The 15,473-nt window shown below is 69.8% G+C and carries 15 protein-coding genes and 1 tRNA gene; 9 read left to right on the forward strand and 7 right to left on the reverse strand.

All coding sequences use genetic code 11. The features are described 5' to 3' along the window. Positions 1–162 precede the first annotated feature (162 nt). Positions 163–357 carry a MarR family transcriptional regulator gene (locus ACIRPK_RS27035; RefSeq protein WP_350676554.1) on the forward strand — a complete coding sequence of 65 codons (195 nt, stop codon included), beginning with the start codon at positions 163–165 and terminating at the stop codon, positions 355–357. A gap of 196 nt (positions 358–553) precedes the next feature. Then, positions 554–1,300: an MBL fold metallo-hydrolase gene (locus tag ACIRPK_RS27040; RefSeq protein WP_403042735.1), complete on the forward strand. Its 747-nt coding sequence runs from the start codon at positions 554–556 to the stop codon at positions 1,298–1,300. Between the two features lie 167 nt (positions 1,301–1,467). On the opposite strand, the gene ACIRPK_RS27045 is transcribed toward ACIRPK_RS27040, so the two are convergent. The 5 genes from ACIRPK_RS27045 to ACIRPK_RS27065 form a co-directional block, all read right to left on the reverse strand. Next, complete coding sequence (locus tag ACIRPK_RS27045; RefSeq protein WP_403042737.1) at positions 1,468–2,739, reverse strand: LLM class flavin-dependent oxidoreductase; 1,272 nt, start codon at positions 2,737–2,739, stop codon at positions 1,468–1,470. After that, complete coding sequence (locus ACIRPK_RS27050) at positions 2,736–3,683, reverse strand: LLM class flavin-dependent oxidoreductase (RefSeq protein WP_403042740.1); 948 nt, start codon at positions 3,681–3,683, stop codon at positions 2,736–2,738. Before ACIRPK_RS27050 ends, ACIRPK_RS27045 begins: the two co-directional genes overlap by 4 nt. A gap of 231 nt (positions 3,684–3,914) precedes the next feature. Next, positions 3,915–5,189, reverse strand: a complete 1,275-nt coding sequence (locus tag ACIRPK_RS27055; RefSeq protein WP_403042743.1) for a PTS transporter subunit EIIC — start codon at positions 5,187–5,189, stop codon at positions 3,915–3,917. A 287-nt stretch (positions 5,190–5,476) separates the two neighbouring features. Continuing rightward, positions 5,477–6,724: a PTS transporter subunit EIIC gene (locus tag ACIRPK_RS27060; protein WP_403042746.1), complete on the reverse strand. Its 1,248-nt coding sequence runs from the start codon at positions 6,722–6,724 to the stop codon at positions 5,477–5,479. Between the two features lie 243 nt (positions 6,725–6,967). Next, positions 6,968–8,257 carry a PTS transporter subunit EIIC gene (locus ACIRPK_RS27065; protein WP_403042749.1) on the reverse strand — a complete coding sequence of 430 codons (1,290 nt, stop codon included), beginning with the start codon at positions 8,255–8,257 and terminating at the stop codon, positions 6,968–6,970. Positions 8,258–8,603: 346 nt separating this feature from the next. On the opposite strand from ACIRPK_RS27065, the gene ACIRPK_RS27070 reads away from it, so the two are divergent. From ACIRPK_RS27070 to rdgB, 4 genes are all read left to right on the forward strand, one after another. Next, positions 8,604–8,837: a glucose PTS transporter subunit EIIB gene (locus tag ACIRPK_RS27070; protein ID WP_030060521.1), complete on the forward strand. Its 234-nt coding sequence runs from the start codon at positions 8,604–8,606 to the stop codon at positions 8,835–8,837. A 106-nt stretch (positions 8,838–8,943) separates the two neighbouring features. After that, positions 8,944–9,669, forward strand: coding sequence for a ribonuclease PH (gene rph, locus ACIRPK_RS27075; RefSeq protein WP_403042752.1), 726 nt, complete (start codon positions 8,944–8,946; stop codon positions 9,667–9,669). 164 nt (positions 9,670–9,833) lie between these two features. After that, positions 9,834–10,220 (forward strand): hypothetical protein, encoded by a 387-nt coding sequence (locus ACIRPK_RS27080; protein ID WP_403042754.1) that lies wholly within the window; start codon positions 9,834–9,836, stop codon positions 10,218–10,220. A 20-nt stretch (positions 10,221–10,240) separates the two neighbouring features. Beyond that, positions 10,241–10,849, forward strand: a complete 609-nt coding sequence (gene rdgB / locus ACIRPK_RS27085) for an RdgB/HAM1 family non-canonical purine NTP pyrophosphatase (RefSeq protein WP_403042756.1) — start codon at positions 10,241–10,243, stop codon at positions 10,847–10,849. A gap of 58 nt (positions 10,850–10,907) precedes the next feature. On the opposite strand, the gene ACIRPK_RS27090 is transcribed toward rdgB, so the two are convergent. After that, a tRNA-Leu gene (locus ACIRPK_RS27090) sits at positions 10,908–10,991 on the reverse strand. 539 nt (positions 10,992–11,530) lie between these two features. Here ACIRPK_RS27090 and ACIRPK_RS27095 point away from each other — a divergent pair. Then, a complete protein-coding gene (locus tag ACIRPK_RS27095; RefSeq protein ID WP_403042897.1) occupies positions 11,531–13,912 on the forward strand; it encodes a chitinase C-terminal domain-containing protein in 2,382 nt (793 codons plus the stop codon). Positions 13,913–13,994: 82 nt separating this feature from the next. On the opposite strand, the gene bcp is transcribed toward ACIRPK_RS27095, so the two are convergent. After that, positions 13,995–14,471, reverse strand: coding sequence for a thioredoxin-dependent thiol peroxidase (bcp, locus tag ACIRPK_RS27100; protein WP_403042758.1), 477 nt, complete (start codon positions 14,469–14,471; stop codon positions 13,995–13,997). A 154-nt stretch (positions 14,472–14,625) separates the two neighbouring features. Between bcp and ACIRPK_RS27105 the strand changes: the two genes are divergently transcribed. Both ACIRPK_RS27105 and ACIRPK_RS27110 read left to right on the forward strand, forming a co-directional pair. Further along, a complete protein-coding gene (locus ACIRPK_RS27105; RefSeq protein WP_403042761.1) occupies positions 14,626–14,964 on the forward strand; it encodes a DUF3618 domain-containing protein in 339 nt (112 codons plus the stop codon). A gap of 173 nt (positions 14,965–15,137) precedes the next feature. After that, positions 15,138–15,440, forward strand: coding sequence for a GroES family chaperonin (locus tag ACIRPK_RS27110; RefSeq protein WP_403042900.1), 303 nt, complete (start codon positions 15,138–15,140; stop codon positions 15,438–15,440). Positions 15,441–15,473: the final 33 nt, after the last annotated feature.

The raw sequence follows: 15,473 nt of genomic DNA on the forward strand, positions 1-15,473 counted from the left end.
CCCGATCCGGCTGTGACAGTCGGGGATTTATCCGTTTGGTGCTGCTGATTTGTCACGGAACGACCACGGAGTCCGTTCTGCACTAAAGATTCTCGTTGGGCCGGAAAAGCTGATCGTGACTCCCCGAGAGCAGCCTCGGAACCCTCCCTGAAGGTGGCCCAGATGTCCTCACGCAGCGACGAGTTGTGGTCGTACACCGAGATCGCCAGGCACATCAACGTCCAGCCCGACACCGTCCGCAACTACCGCCGGCACGGCCTGCTGCCCGACCCGGACATGATCGACGGCAGCGGCCACCCGCGCTGGTTCGCGGGCACCATCCGCGCCTGGGCCCGGAACCGCCCCGGCAACCGCTGAGCCCGCCCGCCCGCCGAACCGCCCCCGTCCCCGCCCCGCGCCCGGCGCGGCCCGTTCTGGTGACATCAGCCACAGGACGGCACGGAGACGGGGGCAAAGTGCCTCCCGGCCCTTACTCTCGTCTGGCAGCCGGCCGCTACCACCAGGTAGCTCCCGCAGGCACGGACCATGACCCATCGGGGTGGAGGGGCTCGGCATGAAACTGACCGTGGTGGGGTGCTCGGGAAGCTTCCCGTCCGCCGAGTCGCCCTGCTCCAGCTACCTGATCGAGGCCGACGGCTTCCGGGTGGTGCTCGACCTCGGCAACGGCGCGCTCGGCGCCCTGCAGAAGTACTGCGGTCTGTACGACATCGACGCGGTGCTGCTCAGCCACCTGCACGCGGACCACTGCATCGACCTCTGCGCCTACTGGGTGGCCCGGAACTACCGGCTGGAGGGCTGCCCCGAGCCCGTCCCGGTGTACGGCCCGGCCGGTACGGCCGGCCGGCTGGCCCGGGCGTACGACATGCCCGAGCAGCCCGGGATGACCGAGGTCTTCGACTTCCACACCCTCACCGAGGGCAGCTTCCGGCTCGGCCCGCTGACCGTCACGACGGTCCGGGTCAGCCACCCGGTGGAGACCTTCGCGTTCCGGATCGAGCACGGCGGCCGCAGCCTGGTGTACTCCGGCGACACCGGCGAGTGCGCCGCGCTGGTCGAACTCGCCCGGGGCGCCGACCTGTTCCTCTGCGAGGCGGCCTACACCCACGGCAAGGAGACCTTCGCGGCCGTCCACCTGAACGGCCGCGAGGCGGGCGAGCACGCGGCCGCCGCCGGGGTCGGCTGCCTGGTGCTCACCCACATCCCGCCGTGGACCGACCCCGAGATCAACCACCGCGACGCGGCCGAGGTCTACGCCGGCCCGGTCGAGCTGGCCCGCCCGGGCGCCACGTACGAGCTCTAGGGACTGTCGGCAGACTCCCGCCTGCCCCACGACGCCTGGCACGCACGTTCGGCGTGCTGGGCGGGAGCCCACGTACGACCCAGCACGCCGAGCGCACGCACCGGACGCCGCAGGGCCGCCCTCCGGGCGACAACGGGAGTGCGACGACCGGCCCCACGCCCTACTTCCTACTCGGCCAGGTGCCCGCGCAGGGTCGTGCCGGTGTACTCGGTGCGGTGCAGGCCGCGCCGCTGCAGGATCGGCACCACCTGGTCGACGAAGTCGTCCAGGCCGCCCGGGGTCAGGTGCGGGACCAGGATGAAGCCGTCGGCGGCATCGGTCGCGACGTGCTCCGCCAGCTGGTCGGCCACCGACTCCGGGGTGCCGACGAAGGAGTGACGCCCGCTCAGCTCGATCACCAGCTCGCGCGAGCTGAGGCCGCGCTCGGTCGCCAGCTTCCGGTAGCGGGCCGCGATCTCCAGCGGGTCGCCGAGCCTGGTGCGGCCCTGCACCAGGTCGGAACCGACCACCGGGTCCCCGGCCGGCAGCGGCCCGTCCGGGTCGTGGTCCGACAGGTCGACGCCCCAGACCTGTTCCAGGAAGGCCAGCGCCGTCCTCGGCGGGACCTGGGCCCGGCGGATCTCGGCCGACCGGCGGGCCGCCTCCTCCTCGGTGGAGCCGAGCGCGAAGGTCACCCCCGGCATGATCCGCAGCTCGTCCGGCCGCCGGCCGTACCGGGCCAGCCGCCGCTTCACGTCGGTGTGGAAGGCCCGGCCGGCCTCCAGCGTGCTGTGCCGGCTGAACACCACGTCGGCGTGCTCGGCGGCGAACTCCCTTCCGTCGTCGGAGTCCCCGGCCTGGATCACCACCGGCCGGCCCTGTGGCGAGGGCGGCAGCGGACCGGCCGCCTCGACGGTGAAGTGCGGGCCGTCGTGCCGGACCACCTTGCCGTCCGCCTCCCAGAGCTCCCGGGCCAGCCGGACGAACTCGGCGGCCCGGTGGTACCGGTCGGCGTGGTCCAGGTAGCCGCCCCGGCGGAAGTTCGCCCCGGTGAAGGCGTCGTTCGAGGTGACCACGTTCCAGGCCGCCCGGCCGTCCGAGAGGTGGTCCAACGAGGCCAGCCGGCGGGCGAGTTCGTATGGCTCGTTGAAGGTGGCGCTGACCGTGGCGGCCAGGCCGAGGTGGGTGGTGACGGCGGCCAGCGCGTTCAGCACCGTGATCGCCTCCGGCCGCCCGACCACGTCCAGGTCGTGGATCCGGCCCTTCACCTCGCGCAGCCGCAGGCCCTCGGCGAGGAAGAAGAAGTCGAACCGGCCGCGCTCGGCGGTCTCGGCCAGGTGCCGGAAGGAGCTGAACTCGATCTGACTCCGGGAGGCCGGATCGGCCCAGACGGTGGTGTTGTTGACGCCGGGGAAGTGCGCCGCGAGGTGGATCTGCTTCGGGGTCGACTTCGTGCTCATCGGGCCGCTCCCACCGCGTAGCGGCTGACCGGACGGGCCAGGCCGAGGCGCTCCCGCAGGGTGCCGCCGCTCACCGGCGGGCGGCCGAGCCGGTCGGTCGCCGCCACGAACCGGGTGAGGTCGTCCGGGAGTTGCCGGGCCACCAGGTGCAGCCCGTCCACCGCGCCGAGCCAGTCGGCGGGCCGGACCTCGGGCCCCACCCTGACGAGCACCCGGAACTGGTCCGGATCGCGCCCGTGCCCGCTGACCAGCTCGCGCAGGCTCGCCCGGACGGTCGCGGCCCCGGTCGGCGTGGCCGCCTCCAGCAGCACCACGTCCGCCTGACGGACCGCCAGCTCCAGCCTGGCACCCCGGTCCCCGTGGTCGAGCCGGACCACCACCACCGGGCGGCCCTGGGGTGGCCTGGGGGTGATGGAGGGGCCCTTCACCGAGAAGTACGGACCCTCGAAGTCGACGTAGTGCAGCTTCTCCCGGTCGACGAAGCGGCCGGTGGCCCGGTCCCGGATCTCCGCGTCGTCCTCCCAGCTGTCCCAGAGCCGGGCGGCCACCTCGACCGTGTCGGCGGCCTCCCGCCAGAGCTCCTCGGCCGGGAGCAGCGGGCGCCGTCCGACGGTGGCGGCCTCCGCCTCGGTGCCGGAGACGTCGACCAGCCAGCCGGCCCGGCCCTCGCTCACCCAGTCCAGGGTGTTGACCGCGATCGAGGTGTGGAACGGCTCGGTGTGCGTGGTGGTGACGGTCGGCACCAGGCCGATCCTGCTGGTGGCCGGCGCGATCCGGGCGAACACGGCCAGCGCGTCCAGGCCGGGGCTGAAGGAGTCGTCCAGCGTGACGAAGTCCAGCCCGCCGCGCTCGGCGAGCCGGGCGAGGGCGGTGAAGTGTCCTGCGGTGAGCGGCCCGGGGCCGTCCAGACCGGCGGAGAGGTGGAACGAAGGCGACAGAGGCATGGCAGGGCCTTGGCTTTCCTGGGAGGGGTCGAGGCGGCGGAGGAGTCAGCCGCGTCGACACGCCGCCGACCACACGCGACCGAAGTCGATGTGGCTGCGGGTGACCAGGATGCGAGAGGCGTGCACGGCCCAAGTGGACCAGTGATCTTGGCAGTTCGTCAACCACCCGCAGAACGGACGGACCCCGCCCGGCAGCTGCCGAGCGGGGTCCGTCCGTTCTGCGGGCAGGCGTCAGGCCTTGGTGATCTCCGCGATCTCCTCGTCGCTCTCGCGACCGGGGGTCGGCAGGTTGAACTTGGCGATCGCCCAGCGGAACAGCACGTAGTACAGGACCGCGAAGACCAGGCCGATCGGAATGATCATCCAGGCGTTGGTGGACTTGCTCCAGCCGAGCAGGTAGTCGATCAGACCGGCCGAGAAGGTGAAGCCGGCGTGCACCCCGAGGGCCCAGGTGACGGCCATCGAGACGGCGGTGAGCACCGCGTGGATCACGTACAGGGCCGGGGCGATGAAGACGAAGGCGAACTCGATCGGCTCGGTGACACCGGTGACGAAGGAGGTCAGCGCGAGCGACATCATCATGCCCATCACGGCGGCGCGGCGCTCGGGGCGGGCGGCGTGCGCGATGGCCAGGGCGGCGGCCGGGAGCGCGAACATCATGATCGGGAAGAACCCGGCCATGAACTGACCGGCGGTCGGGTCACCGGCGAAGTAGCGGGTCAGGTCGCCGTGCACCACGGTGCCGTCGGCCTTGGTGAAGTCACCGGTCTGGAACCAGGCGTAGGAGTTGACGAACTGGTGCATGCCGACCGGCAGCAGGCCACGGTTGACCAGGCCGAACGCACCGGCGCCGAACGCACCGGCACCGATCAGCGAGTCGTTCAGACTGCCGATGGCGTCGCCGACCGGGCCCCAGCAGAGCGCGAACACGACGCCGACGGCGGTGCCGACGAAGGCCATGATGATCGGGACCAGGCGGCGGCCGTTGAAGAAGCCGAGCCAGTCGACCAACTTGGTGCGGTGGTACTTCTGCCAGAGCACGGCGCTCAGCAGGCCGATCACGATACCGCCGAGCACGCCCGGGTTCTGGTACGTCGGGGCGACCCACTTGCCGTCCGCGATGTGGCCCTCGGTGATCGGGAAGGCGGTCAGCACGTTCTTGTAGACCAGGAAGCCGACCAGGGCGGCGAGCGCCGTGGAGCCGTCCGCCTTCTTGGCGAAGCCGATCGCGATGCCCACCGCGAAGAGCAGCGGCAGGTTGGAGAAGACGGCGTCACCGGCGGTGGCGAACACCGCGGCAACCTTGTCCCAGCCGAGGCCGTCCTTGCCGAAGACGTCGTCCTGACCCAGGCGGAGCAGCAGACCCGCCGCCGGGAGCACGGCGATCGGCAGCTGGAGGCTGCGGCCGATCTTCTGCAGGCCCTGGAGCAGACTCTGCCCGAACTTCTTGCCGGGGGAGGGGACCGGTGCCGCTGCGGGCGCCGGTGCCTGCGCAGTCTTAGTCATGGGGGTGGTTCCTAACGGCAGGGCGGATCGGTCGGGGAGGAGCATCGGGGGCCGAACCGCGAACTGGTCTACACCACTAGTGGTGTAGACCAGTTTTCTAGCACGGCAAGTGGGGGGCCGGAACCCCTGGAAGCCGTGCAGGTGAGAAGCGCTATGAAATCGAAACCTTCTTATGGATTAACGATCATGACTACCCGCCGTAATCGCGACTTTGGCGAGTTGCGCAACAAAAAGACCCGCCCCCGGCGGTGGAGGCCGTCGGGGGCGGGTTTCGGATTGACGGGGCGTCAGTCCTTGGTGATGTCCTCGATCTCGTCCTCGGGCTCACGGCCCGGGGTTGTGAGGTTGAACTTGACGATCGCGAACCGGAAGAGCGAGTAGTACAGCGCCGCGAAACAGAGCCCGATCGGGATGATCATCCAGGGCTTGGTGGCGAGGTTCCAGTTCAGCAGGTAGTCGATCAGCCCGGCCGAGAAGCTGAAGCCGTCGTGCACCCCGAGGGCCCAGGTGAGCCCCATCGAGAGGCCGGTGAGCAGGGCGTGGATCACGTACAGCACCGGGGCGATGAACATGAAGGAGAACTCGATCGGCTCGGTGACGCCGGTGATGAAGCTGGTCAGCGCGACCGAGACCATCATGCCCATGACGGCCTTGCGGCGCTCCGGGCGGGCGCAGTGCGCGATCGCGATGGCGGCGGCCGGGAGGCCGAACATCATGATCGGGAAGAAGCCGGACATGAACTGACCGGCGGTCGGGTCGCCGTGGAAGAAGCGCGGGATGTCGCCGATCCAGGTGTGGCCGCCGGCGTCGGTGAAGCTACCGACCTGCTGCTGGAAGAAGGTGTTCAGGAACTGGTGCATGCCGATCGGGATCAGCAGCCGGTTGGCCACCCCGTAGATGCCCGCGCCGGCCGAGCCGAGGCCGACCAGCCAGTCGCTGGCGTTGGTCAGGCCGGTGCCGATCGGCCCCCAGGCCAGACCGACCACCACGCCGACCAGGGTGCCGACGAAGGCCATGATGATCGGGACGAGCCGGCGGCCGTTGAAGAAGCCCAGCCAGTCGACCAGCTTGGTGCGGTGGTACTTCTGCCAGAGGATCGCGCTCAGCAGGCCGATCACGATGCCGCCGAAGACGCCGGGGTTCTGCGGTTTGCCGGCGGGCAGTGCCTCGGTGATCGTCCCGGCCATCGGAAAGGCCGTCAGCACATTGTGGAAGACCAGATATCCGACCAGTGCCGCCAGTGCGGTGGAGCCGTCGGCCTTCTTGGCGAAGCCGATCGCCACGCCCACGCAGAACAGCAGCGGCAGATTGCTGAAGACCGCGTCACCGGCGGTGGCGAAGACGGTGGCGACCTTGCCCCAGCCGAGGCCGTCCTTTCCGAACACGTCGTCCTGCCCCAGGCGCAGCAGGATGCCTGCCGCCGGGAGCACGGCGACCGGCAGCTGCAGGCTGCGGCCGATCTTCTGGAGACCCTGAAGCAGGCCGGCTCCCGGCTTCTTCGCGGGAGCCGCCGCGGGGGCGGTCGTCGTACTCATGGGCTGTCCTTCGGCGGTGGGCGACCTTGCGCACCGATCGGCGGGATGATGGCCGATTGGTCTACACCATTTCGGTGCAGCACTTTTCTAACACGCCGCTGACAGGGAACTGAAAAAAATCCGACATCGTATACCGGGCCGCCGTCGGGCGGAATTCCGTTAGGGCCGTTGGTCCCATTCCGGACATGCCGAAAGGCCCCCGGACCGGTGGTCCGAGGGCCTTGGGCGGGAACGGTCGGAGGGTCAGGCTTTGGTGACGTCCTCGATCTCGTCGTCGTCCTCGCGGCCCGGGGTCTTGAGGTTGAACTTGGTGATGATGAATCGGAAGAGCGCGTAGTAGACCACCGCGAAGCAGAGTCCGATCGGGATGATCATCCAGGGCTTGGTGGCGAGGCTCCAGTTGATGGCGTAGTCGATCAGGCCGGCCGAGAAGCTGAAGCCGTCCTTCACGCCGAGTGCCCAGGTGATCGCCATCGAGGCGCCGGTCAGCACCGCGTGCACGCCGTACAGGGCGGGGGCGATGTAGGCGAAGGAGTACTCGATCGGCTCGGTGACGCCGGTGACGAAGGAGGTCAGGCCGACCGAGAGCATCAGGCCGGTGATCTCCTTGCGCCGGTGCGGCTTGGCGCAGTGCGCGATGGCCAGGGCGGCGGCCGGGAGCGCGAACATCATGATCGGGAAGAAGCCGGAGGTGAACTGGCCGGCCGTCGGGTCGCCGGCCAGGAAGCGCGGGATGTCGCCGTGGACCACCGAGCCGTCCGACTTGGTGAAGTCGCCGAACTGGAACCAGACGAAGGTGTTCAGCAGCTGGTGCATGCCGATCAGCAGCAGGGCGCGGTTGGCCAGACCGAACAGGCCGGCACCCCAGGCGTCCAGGTCGGAGAGCCACTGGCTGAAGTCGGTCAGGGCGTCGCCGATCGGCGGCCAGATCCAGAGCGCGAGGCAGGCGAGCGCCAGGCCGAACACGGCGGTGATCATCGGAACCAGGCGGCGGCCGTTGAAGAATCCGAGCCAGTCGACCAGCTTGGTGCGGTGGTAGCGGACCCAGAGCCAGGCCGACACGAAGCCGATCAGGATGCCGCCGAGCACGCCGGGGTTCTGGTAGACGGCGTTCGCCGCCTTCTTCGAGCTGTAGTCCACGCACTGGTTGCCGACCAGCGTGGTGGTGCCCGTGCAGTCCACCGGGAAGGCCTGGAGCACCTTGTAGTAGACGAGGAAGCCGACCACGGCGGCCAGCGCGGTGGAGCCGTCGGCCTTCTTGGCCATGCCGATCGCGACACCGATGCAGAACAGCAGCGGCAGACCGAGGTTGGAGTCGAGCAGGGCGCCACCGGCGGCGGCGAAGACCTTCGCCACGTTGTTCCAGCCGAGCCCGTCCTTGCCGAAGACGTCGTCCTGGCCGAGCCGGTTCAGGATGCCGGCCGCCGGCAGCACCGCCACCGGGAGCTGGAGACTGCGACCCATCTTCTGGAGGCCGCCGTAGAAGCCGTGCCACCACTGCGTCTGTGGGGCCGTGGCGCCTGCCGAACTCATCATCGTCCTCCGAGTGCCGGATGTGTCCGGGCCCGGAACACCGGCGGGCGTTTCCGCGTTGTCCGAAGTGCACCTAATATTGGTGTAGACCACTTGCGGGGCAGGGCGGGCGTGCCGGGTCCAAGGTCCTACTGATCGTCATCCTGTGATGAAGATCGGCAGCGCGCGCGCCATGCTGGGCCAAAAGTGGACTAACGTGGCAAGTCGGTCGAACTCGGGCGATGCTGGTCGCGCGCTGTCGTGGGCGCGGCAACTGAGTCCGCGTCACCTTCCGACGACAGTCACCAGCACCGAGCGGTACGGCACCGGGCAGAGCTGCCGGGAGCCGAGACAGAGGGAGAAAGACATGGCCAGCAAGGCTGAGAAGATCGTCGCCGGTCTCGGCGGCATCGACAACATCGAAGAGGTCGAGGGCTGCATCACCCGCCTGCGCACCGAGGTCAAGGACGCCTCCCTGGTCGACGAAGCCGCGCTGAAGGCCGCCGGCGCCCACGGCGTCGTGAAGATGGGCACCGCGATCCAGGTCGTGATCGGCACCGACGCCGACCCGATCGCCGCGGACATCGAGGACATGATGTGAGCTGAGACCCACCGGTCTCACCCGCTCCGGCCCGTCACCCCGTCAGGGGGTGGACGGGCCGCAGTGTTTCCCGACCCTTCGCCGGGAGCGGCTAGGCTCGGTGGCTATGTCACGCATCGACGGCCGCACCCCCGACCAGCTCCGCCCGATCAGCATCGAACGAGGCTGGAGCAAGCACGCCGAAGGCTCCGTCCTGGTCTCCTACGGCGACACCAAGGTGCTCTGCACCGCCAGCGTCACCGAGGGCGTCCCCCGCTGGCGCAAGGGCAGCGGCGAGGGCTGGGTCACCGCCGAGTACTCCATGCTCCCGCGCGCCACCAACACCCGTGGCGACCGCGAGTCGGTCCGCGGCAAGATCGGCGGCCGCACCCACGAGATCAGCCGGCTGATCGGCCGTTCGCTGCGCGCGGTGATCGACCACCGGGCGCTGGCCGAGAACACCATCGTGCTCGACTGTGACGTGCTCCAGGCCGACGGCGGCACCCGCACCGCGGCGATCACCGGCGCGTACGTGGCGCTGGTGGACGCGGTCTCCTGGGCCCGGGAGAAGAAGCTGCTCCGGGCGAAGGGCCAGCCGATCACCGGCGGCGTCAGCGCGGTCAGCGTCGGCATCATCGACGGCGTCCCGATGCTCGACCTCCGCTACGAGGAGGACGTCCGGGCCGAGACCGACATGAACATCGTCTGCACCTCCGACGGCCGCTTCGTCGAGGTGCAGGGCACCGCCGAGGGCGCGCCGTTCGACCGCGCGCTGCTCGACCAGCTGCTCGACCTGGGCACGCTGGGCTGCGCCGAGCTGGACGAGATCCAGCGCAAGGTGCTCGAAGGCTGACCGGGCGTCAGCCCGTACGGGCTCCGGGAGCGGCCGCTGTACAGGCGGGGCCCGGAGCCCGTACCGTTCGGGCGGTCAGCCCGGTACGGGAACCGGCGGTGGCCGTACCACCGTCCTCCTGACTGCCGGACCTGCCCCAGCGTCGTCGTATCGGAGGACCTTCGATGCCCCTCAGCATCAACCGTTCCACCATCCTGTCGGTGGCCGCGCTCGCGCTCCTGCTGCCGCTCGGCGTGGGCTGCTCGGCCGCCCAGAAGGCGCTCGACTGCGGCAACACGGCGGTGCGGATCAGCACCGACTTCGCGAACGTGAGCACCGCCTTCGGCAATGCGGCGGACGACCCGCAGGCCGCCGGGCAGGCGCTGCAGAAGCTCAAGACCGACCTGGACGAGCTGGGCCGCAATTCCAGCGACACCGACGTCAGCAAGGCGATCACCGACCTGCAGACCCAGGTCGACAAGACCCAGAAGGCGATCGACGCCAAGCAGGTCCCGGACCTCAAGCCGCTCGGCGACGCGGCCTCCAACCTGACCAAGGCCTGCACCGGCTGACGGCGCATAGGGTGGTCGGCATGACTACCCGACGCCTCGTCCTCGCCACCCGGAACCAGCACAAGGTCGCGGAGCTGCGCGCCATCCTCGGCGCGGCCGGACTCGACGTGGAGCTGGTCGGCGCCGACGCCTACCCGGAGATCCCGGACGTCCCCGAGACCGGTGTGACCTTCGCCGAGAACGCCCTGCTGAAGGCGCACGCGCTGGCGCGCGGCACCGGCCTGCCCGCCGTGGCGGACGACTCCGGTCTCTGCGTGGACGTGCTGAACGGCGCGCCCGGCATCTTCTCCGCCCGCTGGGCCGGCAAGCACGGTGACGACCGGGCCAACCTGGAGCTGCTGCTGGCCCAGCTCGGCGACATCGCCGACCCGCACCGGGGCGCGCACTTCGCCTGTGCCGCCGCCCTCGCACTCCCCGATGGCACCGAGCGGGTGGTCGAGGGCCGGCTGCTCGGCACCCTGCGCACCACGCCGTCGGGCGACGGCGGCTTCGGCTACGACCCGATCCTCCAGCCGCTCGGTGAGACCCGCACCTGTGCCGAGCTGACCGCCGAGGAGAAGAACGCCATCAGCCACCGGGGCCAGGCGTTCCGCGGCCTGGCCCCGGTGGTCCGCGAGCTGCTCGGCTGACGACCAGTCGGCCGGACGCGAAGGGCCCCGCATCCTCGGATGCGGGGCCCTTCCGCGGTGCGGCCTGAGGGACTTGAACCCTCACGAGGTCACCCTCACGGGCTCCTAAGGCCCGCGTGTCTGCCAATTTCACCAAGGCCGCAGAACAACGTCCCGTCATGCTACTTCGCCCGCCGCCGACCCTGCACCTGCCTTGGCCCCCGGCGTGCCCCGGTGCCCCGCCGGGGGTCCTGGACGGGGCGCGCGAGGCGATACCCAAGAGTTGACCAAGTCGTTGTGATCCGCCCGACCCCGCACCGGGCCGCCGGGCCGGACCTCCCTACCGGTGAGTACGAACGACTCCTGGGGGACAAGGGCGAGCGGTGCACGGAAGGTGAGAACGTGATGAGAATCACGGCCCGCCGGTGAGTATCGGTTGACACTCGATTGGTACAGACCTATTGACCTATGTGGTTCAGACCACATAGCTTCACGCCAATCTGCAGCGCGGCAGTCGGGGTTCTGACCGGTCGTCAGCTGCGGGCTGTCCCACCTCCCCCACTGCGCGCCCCCACAGCGCGCCGGCACTCTCCCCTGGAGGACCGAGTGTTGATCCGATCCACGACGGAGCAGCGTCCCACCGCTGCGGGCCGTCAGACGTCCGGCAAGCGGGTGGCGTTCGCCACCGCTGCCGCCGCCGTGATGGCCGGTCTGCTGGTCGCCACGCTCGGCACGGCGCCTTCGCAGGCCGCCGCGGCTGTCGACAACCAGTCCTGTCGCCCCGACGGCATGTACACCACGCCCGGCGTGGACGTGCCCTACTGCAGCGTGTACGACGCCGAGGGCCGCGAGAAGATGGGCGCCGACCACCAGCGCCGCATCATCGGCTACTTCACCGGCTGGCGCACCGGCAAGGACGGCACCCCCGCCTACCTGGTGAACAACATCCCCTGGGACAAGGTCACCCACCTGAACTACGCGTTCGGGCACATCGACGCCAACAACAAGCTCTCGGTCGGTGACGACTCCCCGACCAACGAGGCCACCGGGATCACCTTCCCGGGGGTGGCCGGCGCGGAGATGGACCCGACCCTTCCGTACAAGGGTCACTTCAACCTGCTGACCAAGTACAAGAAGCAGTACCCGAACGTCAAGACCTTGATCTCGGTGGGTGGTTGGGCCGAGACCGGCGGCTACTTCGGTGCCGACGGCAAGCGCGTCAACTCGGGCGGCTTCTACTCCACCACGGTCAACGCGGACGGTTCGGTCAACCAGGCCGGCATCAACACCTTCGCGGACTCGGCCGTGGACTTCATCAAGAAGTACGGCTTCAACGGCGTCGACATCGACTACGAGTACGCCACCTCGATGAAGGACGCGGGCAACCCGCTCGACTGGACCACCGCGAACGCCAAGCGCGGCTCGCTGGTCAAGGCGTTCGACGCCCTGCTGAAGACCCTGCGCGAGAAGATGGACCGGGCCGGCGCCGCCGACGGCAAGCACTACATGGTGACCGTCGCCGCTCCGTCCTCCGGGTACCTGCTCCGCGGCATGGAGACGTACCAGATGGCGAAGTACCTGGACTACGTCAACATCATGTCGTACGACCTGCACGGCGCCTGGAACAAGTACGTCGGCCCGAACGCCTCGCTGTTCGACGACGGCAAGGACGCCGAGCTGGCGGCCGCCAACGTCTACGGGACCACCCAGTACGGCGGCATCGGCTACCTGAACACCGACTGGGCGTACCACTACTTCCGGGGCGCGATGTCGGCCGGGCGGATCAACGTCGGCCTGCCGTACTACACCCGCGGGTTCAAGAACGTCACCGGTGGCACCAACGGTCTGTGGGGCACCGCCTCGACCAACACCTGCCCGGCCGGGGCCGGTCTGACCACCTGTGGTGACGGCGCGGTCGGCATCGACAACATCTGGAACGACAAGGACACCAACGGGGTCGAGTCCCCGGCGGGCTCCAACCCGATGTGGCACGCCAAGAACCTGGAGAAGGGCATCGTCCCCGACTACCTCTCCAAGTACGGCGTGACCGACACCGCGCTCCAGGGCAGCTACGTCCGCAACTACGACTCGACCCTGGTCGCGCCGTGGCTGTGGAACGCGACCAAGAAGGTCTTCCTCTCTACCGAGGACGAGCAGTCGGTCGGCGCCAAGGCCGACTACGTGGTCAACCAGGGCATCGGCGGCGCGATGATCTGGGAACTCGCGGGTGACTACAAGTGGGACGCCGCCAAGAACCAGTACGTCCCCGGTTCGACCCTGACCTCGCTGATGTACGACAAGTTCAAGTCCGCCCCGGCGTACGGCGCGAAGCGCTCCACCATCGCGCTGCCGCAGCAGACCCTGCCGATCGACGTCCAGTTCAACAGCTTCGCGCTCGGTGACTCGAACTACCCGATCAGCCCCAAGCTGCAGGTCACCAACAACTCCACGGTGACCCTGCCCGGCGGCACCGAGTTCCAGTTCGACTACTCCAGCTCGGCCCCCGGCAACGCCAAGGACTCCTCCGGCTTCGGTCTCACCACGATCCGTCAGGACCACACCGGCAACAACGTGGGCGGCCTCAAGGGCGTCTACAACCGGGCCTCGGTCAAGCTGCCCGGCTGGCAGTCGCTGGCTCCGGGTGCGTCGCTGACCATGGACTTCACCTACTACCTGCCGGTCTCGACCCCGTCCAACTGGACGGTCAGCGTGGGCGGCACCCTGTACGGCCTGACCGGCGACCTGACCCGGGGCTCCGGCGGCGCGACCTCCTCGCCGTCCGCCTCCCCGAGCAGCAGCCCGTCGAGCAGCCCGTCCTCCTCGCCGAGCAGCTCCCCGTCGAGCAGCCCGTCGTCGAGCCCGAGCAGCTCGCCGTCCAGCTCGCCCAGCACCAGCCCGAGCAGCAGCCCCACCACGCCGGGCAGCTGCACCGCGCCGAGCTGGAGCGCGGGCGCCGTCTACGCCACCACGGGCACCAAGGTGTCCTGGAAGGGCCACCAGTACAGCAACAAGTGGTGGACCACCAACGAGGACCCCTCGACCACCGGTCAGTGGGGCGTCTGGAGCGACCTCGGGGTCTGCTGACCTGACGAGGTGAGAGACGGCGGTGGCGGTGCACCCGGTCGGGGGGTGCACCGCCACCGCTTCGTCGTGCGCCGGGGCCGGGTCAGCCCGCGTCGACCTTGAGGTCGCGGAGCAGCTTGGCGACGTGGCCGGTGGCCTTGACGTTGTAGAGGGCGTGCTCGACCTTGCCCTGCTCGTCGACGATCACGGTGGAGCGGATCACGCCGACGTAGGTGCGGCCGTAGTTCACCTTCTCGCCGTAGGCGGCGTACGCCTCCAGCACCGCGTGGTCCTCGTCGGCCAGCAGGGTGACCTTGAGGTTCTCGGTCTCGCGGAACTTCGCCAGCTTGGCCGGCTTGTCGGGGGAGATGCCGATCACGTCGTACCCGGCGCCCGCGAAGACCTCCAGGTTGTCGGTGAAGTCGCAGGCCTGCTTGGTGCAGCCGGGGGTGAGGGCGGCCGGGTAGAAGTACACGATCACCTTGCGGCCGAGGTGGTCGGCGAGGGAGACCTGGTTGCCGTCGGCGTCGGGCAGGGTGAAGGCGGGGGCGGTGTCGCCGGGCTGAAGGCGCTCGCTCATGGTGGGGCTTCTCCTCGTGCGGACTCGTTGGTCGTACCAGCCGCCAACCTACCCCCGTTGGTGGGTGGCACTGCGCGGGCCGGGCGGGGAGCTGACAGACTGACACCTGTCGGAACGGACACTGACGGACGCAACCAGTGAAGGGGTGGCCCGAGTGGGCAAGGCCGGGACAGACAAGGCGGCGCGGACGACCGCCCAGATCGAGGCGGACATCGCGCGGACCCGCACCCAGCTCGCGACGACCCTGGACGAGCTCGCGGTCCGGGTGCACCCGAGCACCATCGCGGCCCAGACCAAGGCCAAGCTGCTCGGTTCGGTCGAGCAGCGGGCCGGGCGGGCGTACGTCGCCGCGAGCGGTGCGGTGGAGCAGGTGAAGGCGCAGTTCACCGACGAGAAGGGGCAGCCGCGCAAGGAGCGGATCGTCCCGGCCGCGCTGGTCGGCGTCGGGGTGCTGCTGCTGGTGGCTTCGGTGCGCAAGCGCCGGCGCGGCTGACCGCGACGCGCGGAGGAGGGGCCGGACCCAGCCGAGTCCGGCCCCTCCCGCCTGCCGGGGCAGCGTCACGCCGCCGGGCCGGGGCGGGTACCGTCGGGGGCGTGAACGAAGAGCGGAACGAACAGCACGAGGAGACCCGGCACGACCGGCTGGGCGCGAAGCTGCCGATCAAGATGCTGCACGACCGGGTGCTGGTGAAGACCGAGGGCAGCGAGGGGGAGCGCCGGTCGACCGGCGGCATCCTGATCCCGGCCACCGCCGAGCTGTCCAAGCGCTGCACCTGGGCCGAGGCGGTCGCGGTCGGTCAGAGTGTGCGCTCGGTGGAGCCGGGGGACCGGGTGCTGTACGACCCGGAGGACAAGCTGGAGGTCGAGGTGCGGGGCGCCACGTACGTGCTGCTGCGCGAGCGTGACCTGCACGCGGTGGCGGCGAGCCGGTTCGGCGACACGGAGGGCTCGACCGGGCTGTACCTCTGACGGCTGACCGGGGGTCAGGCGGGACCAGGTGGG

The organism is Kitasatospora sp. NPDC101801, assembly GCF_044766665.1.
Lineage (GTDB): Bacteria > Actinomycetota > Actinomycetes > Streptomycetales > Streptomycetaceae > Kitasatospora.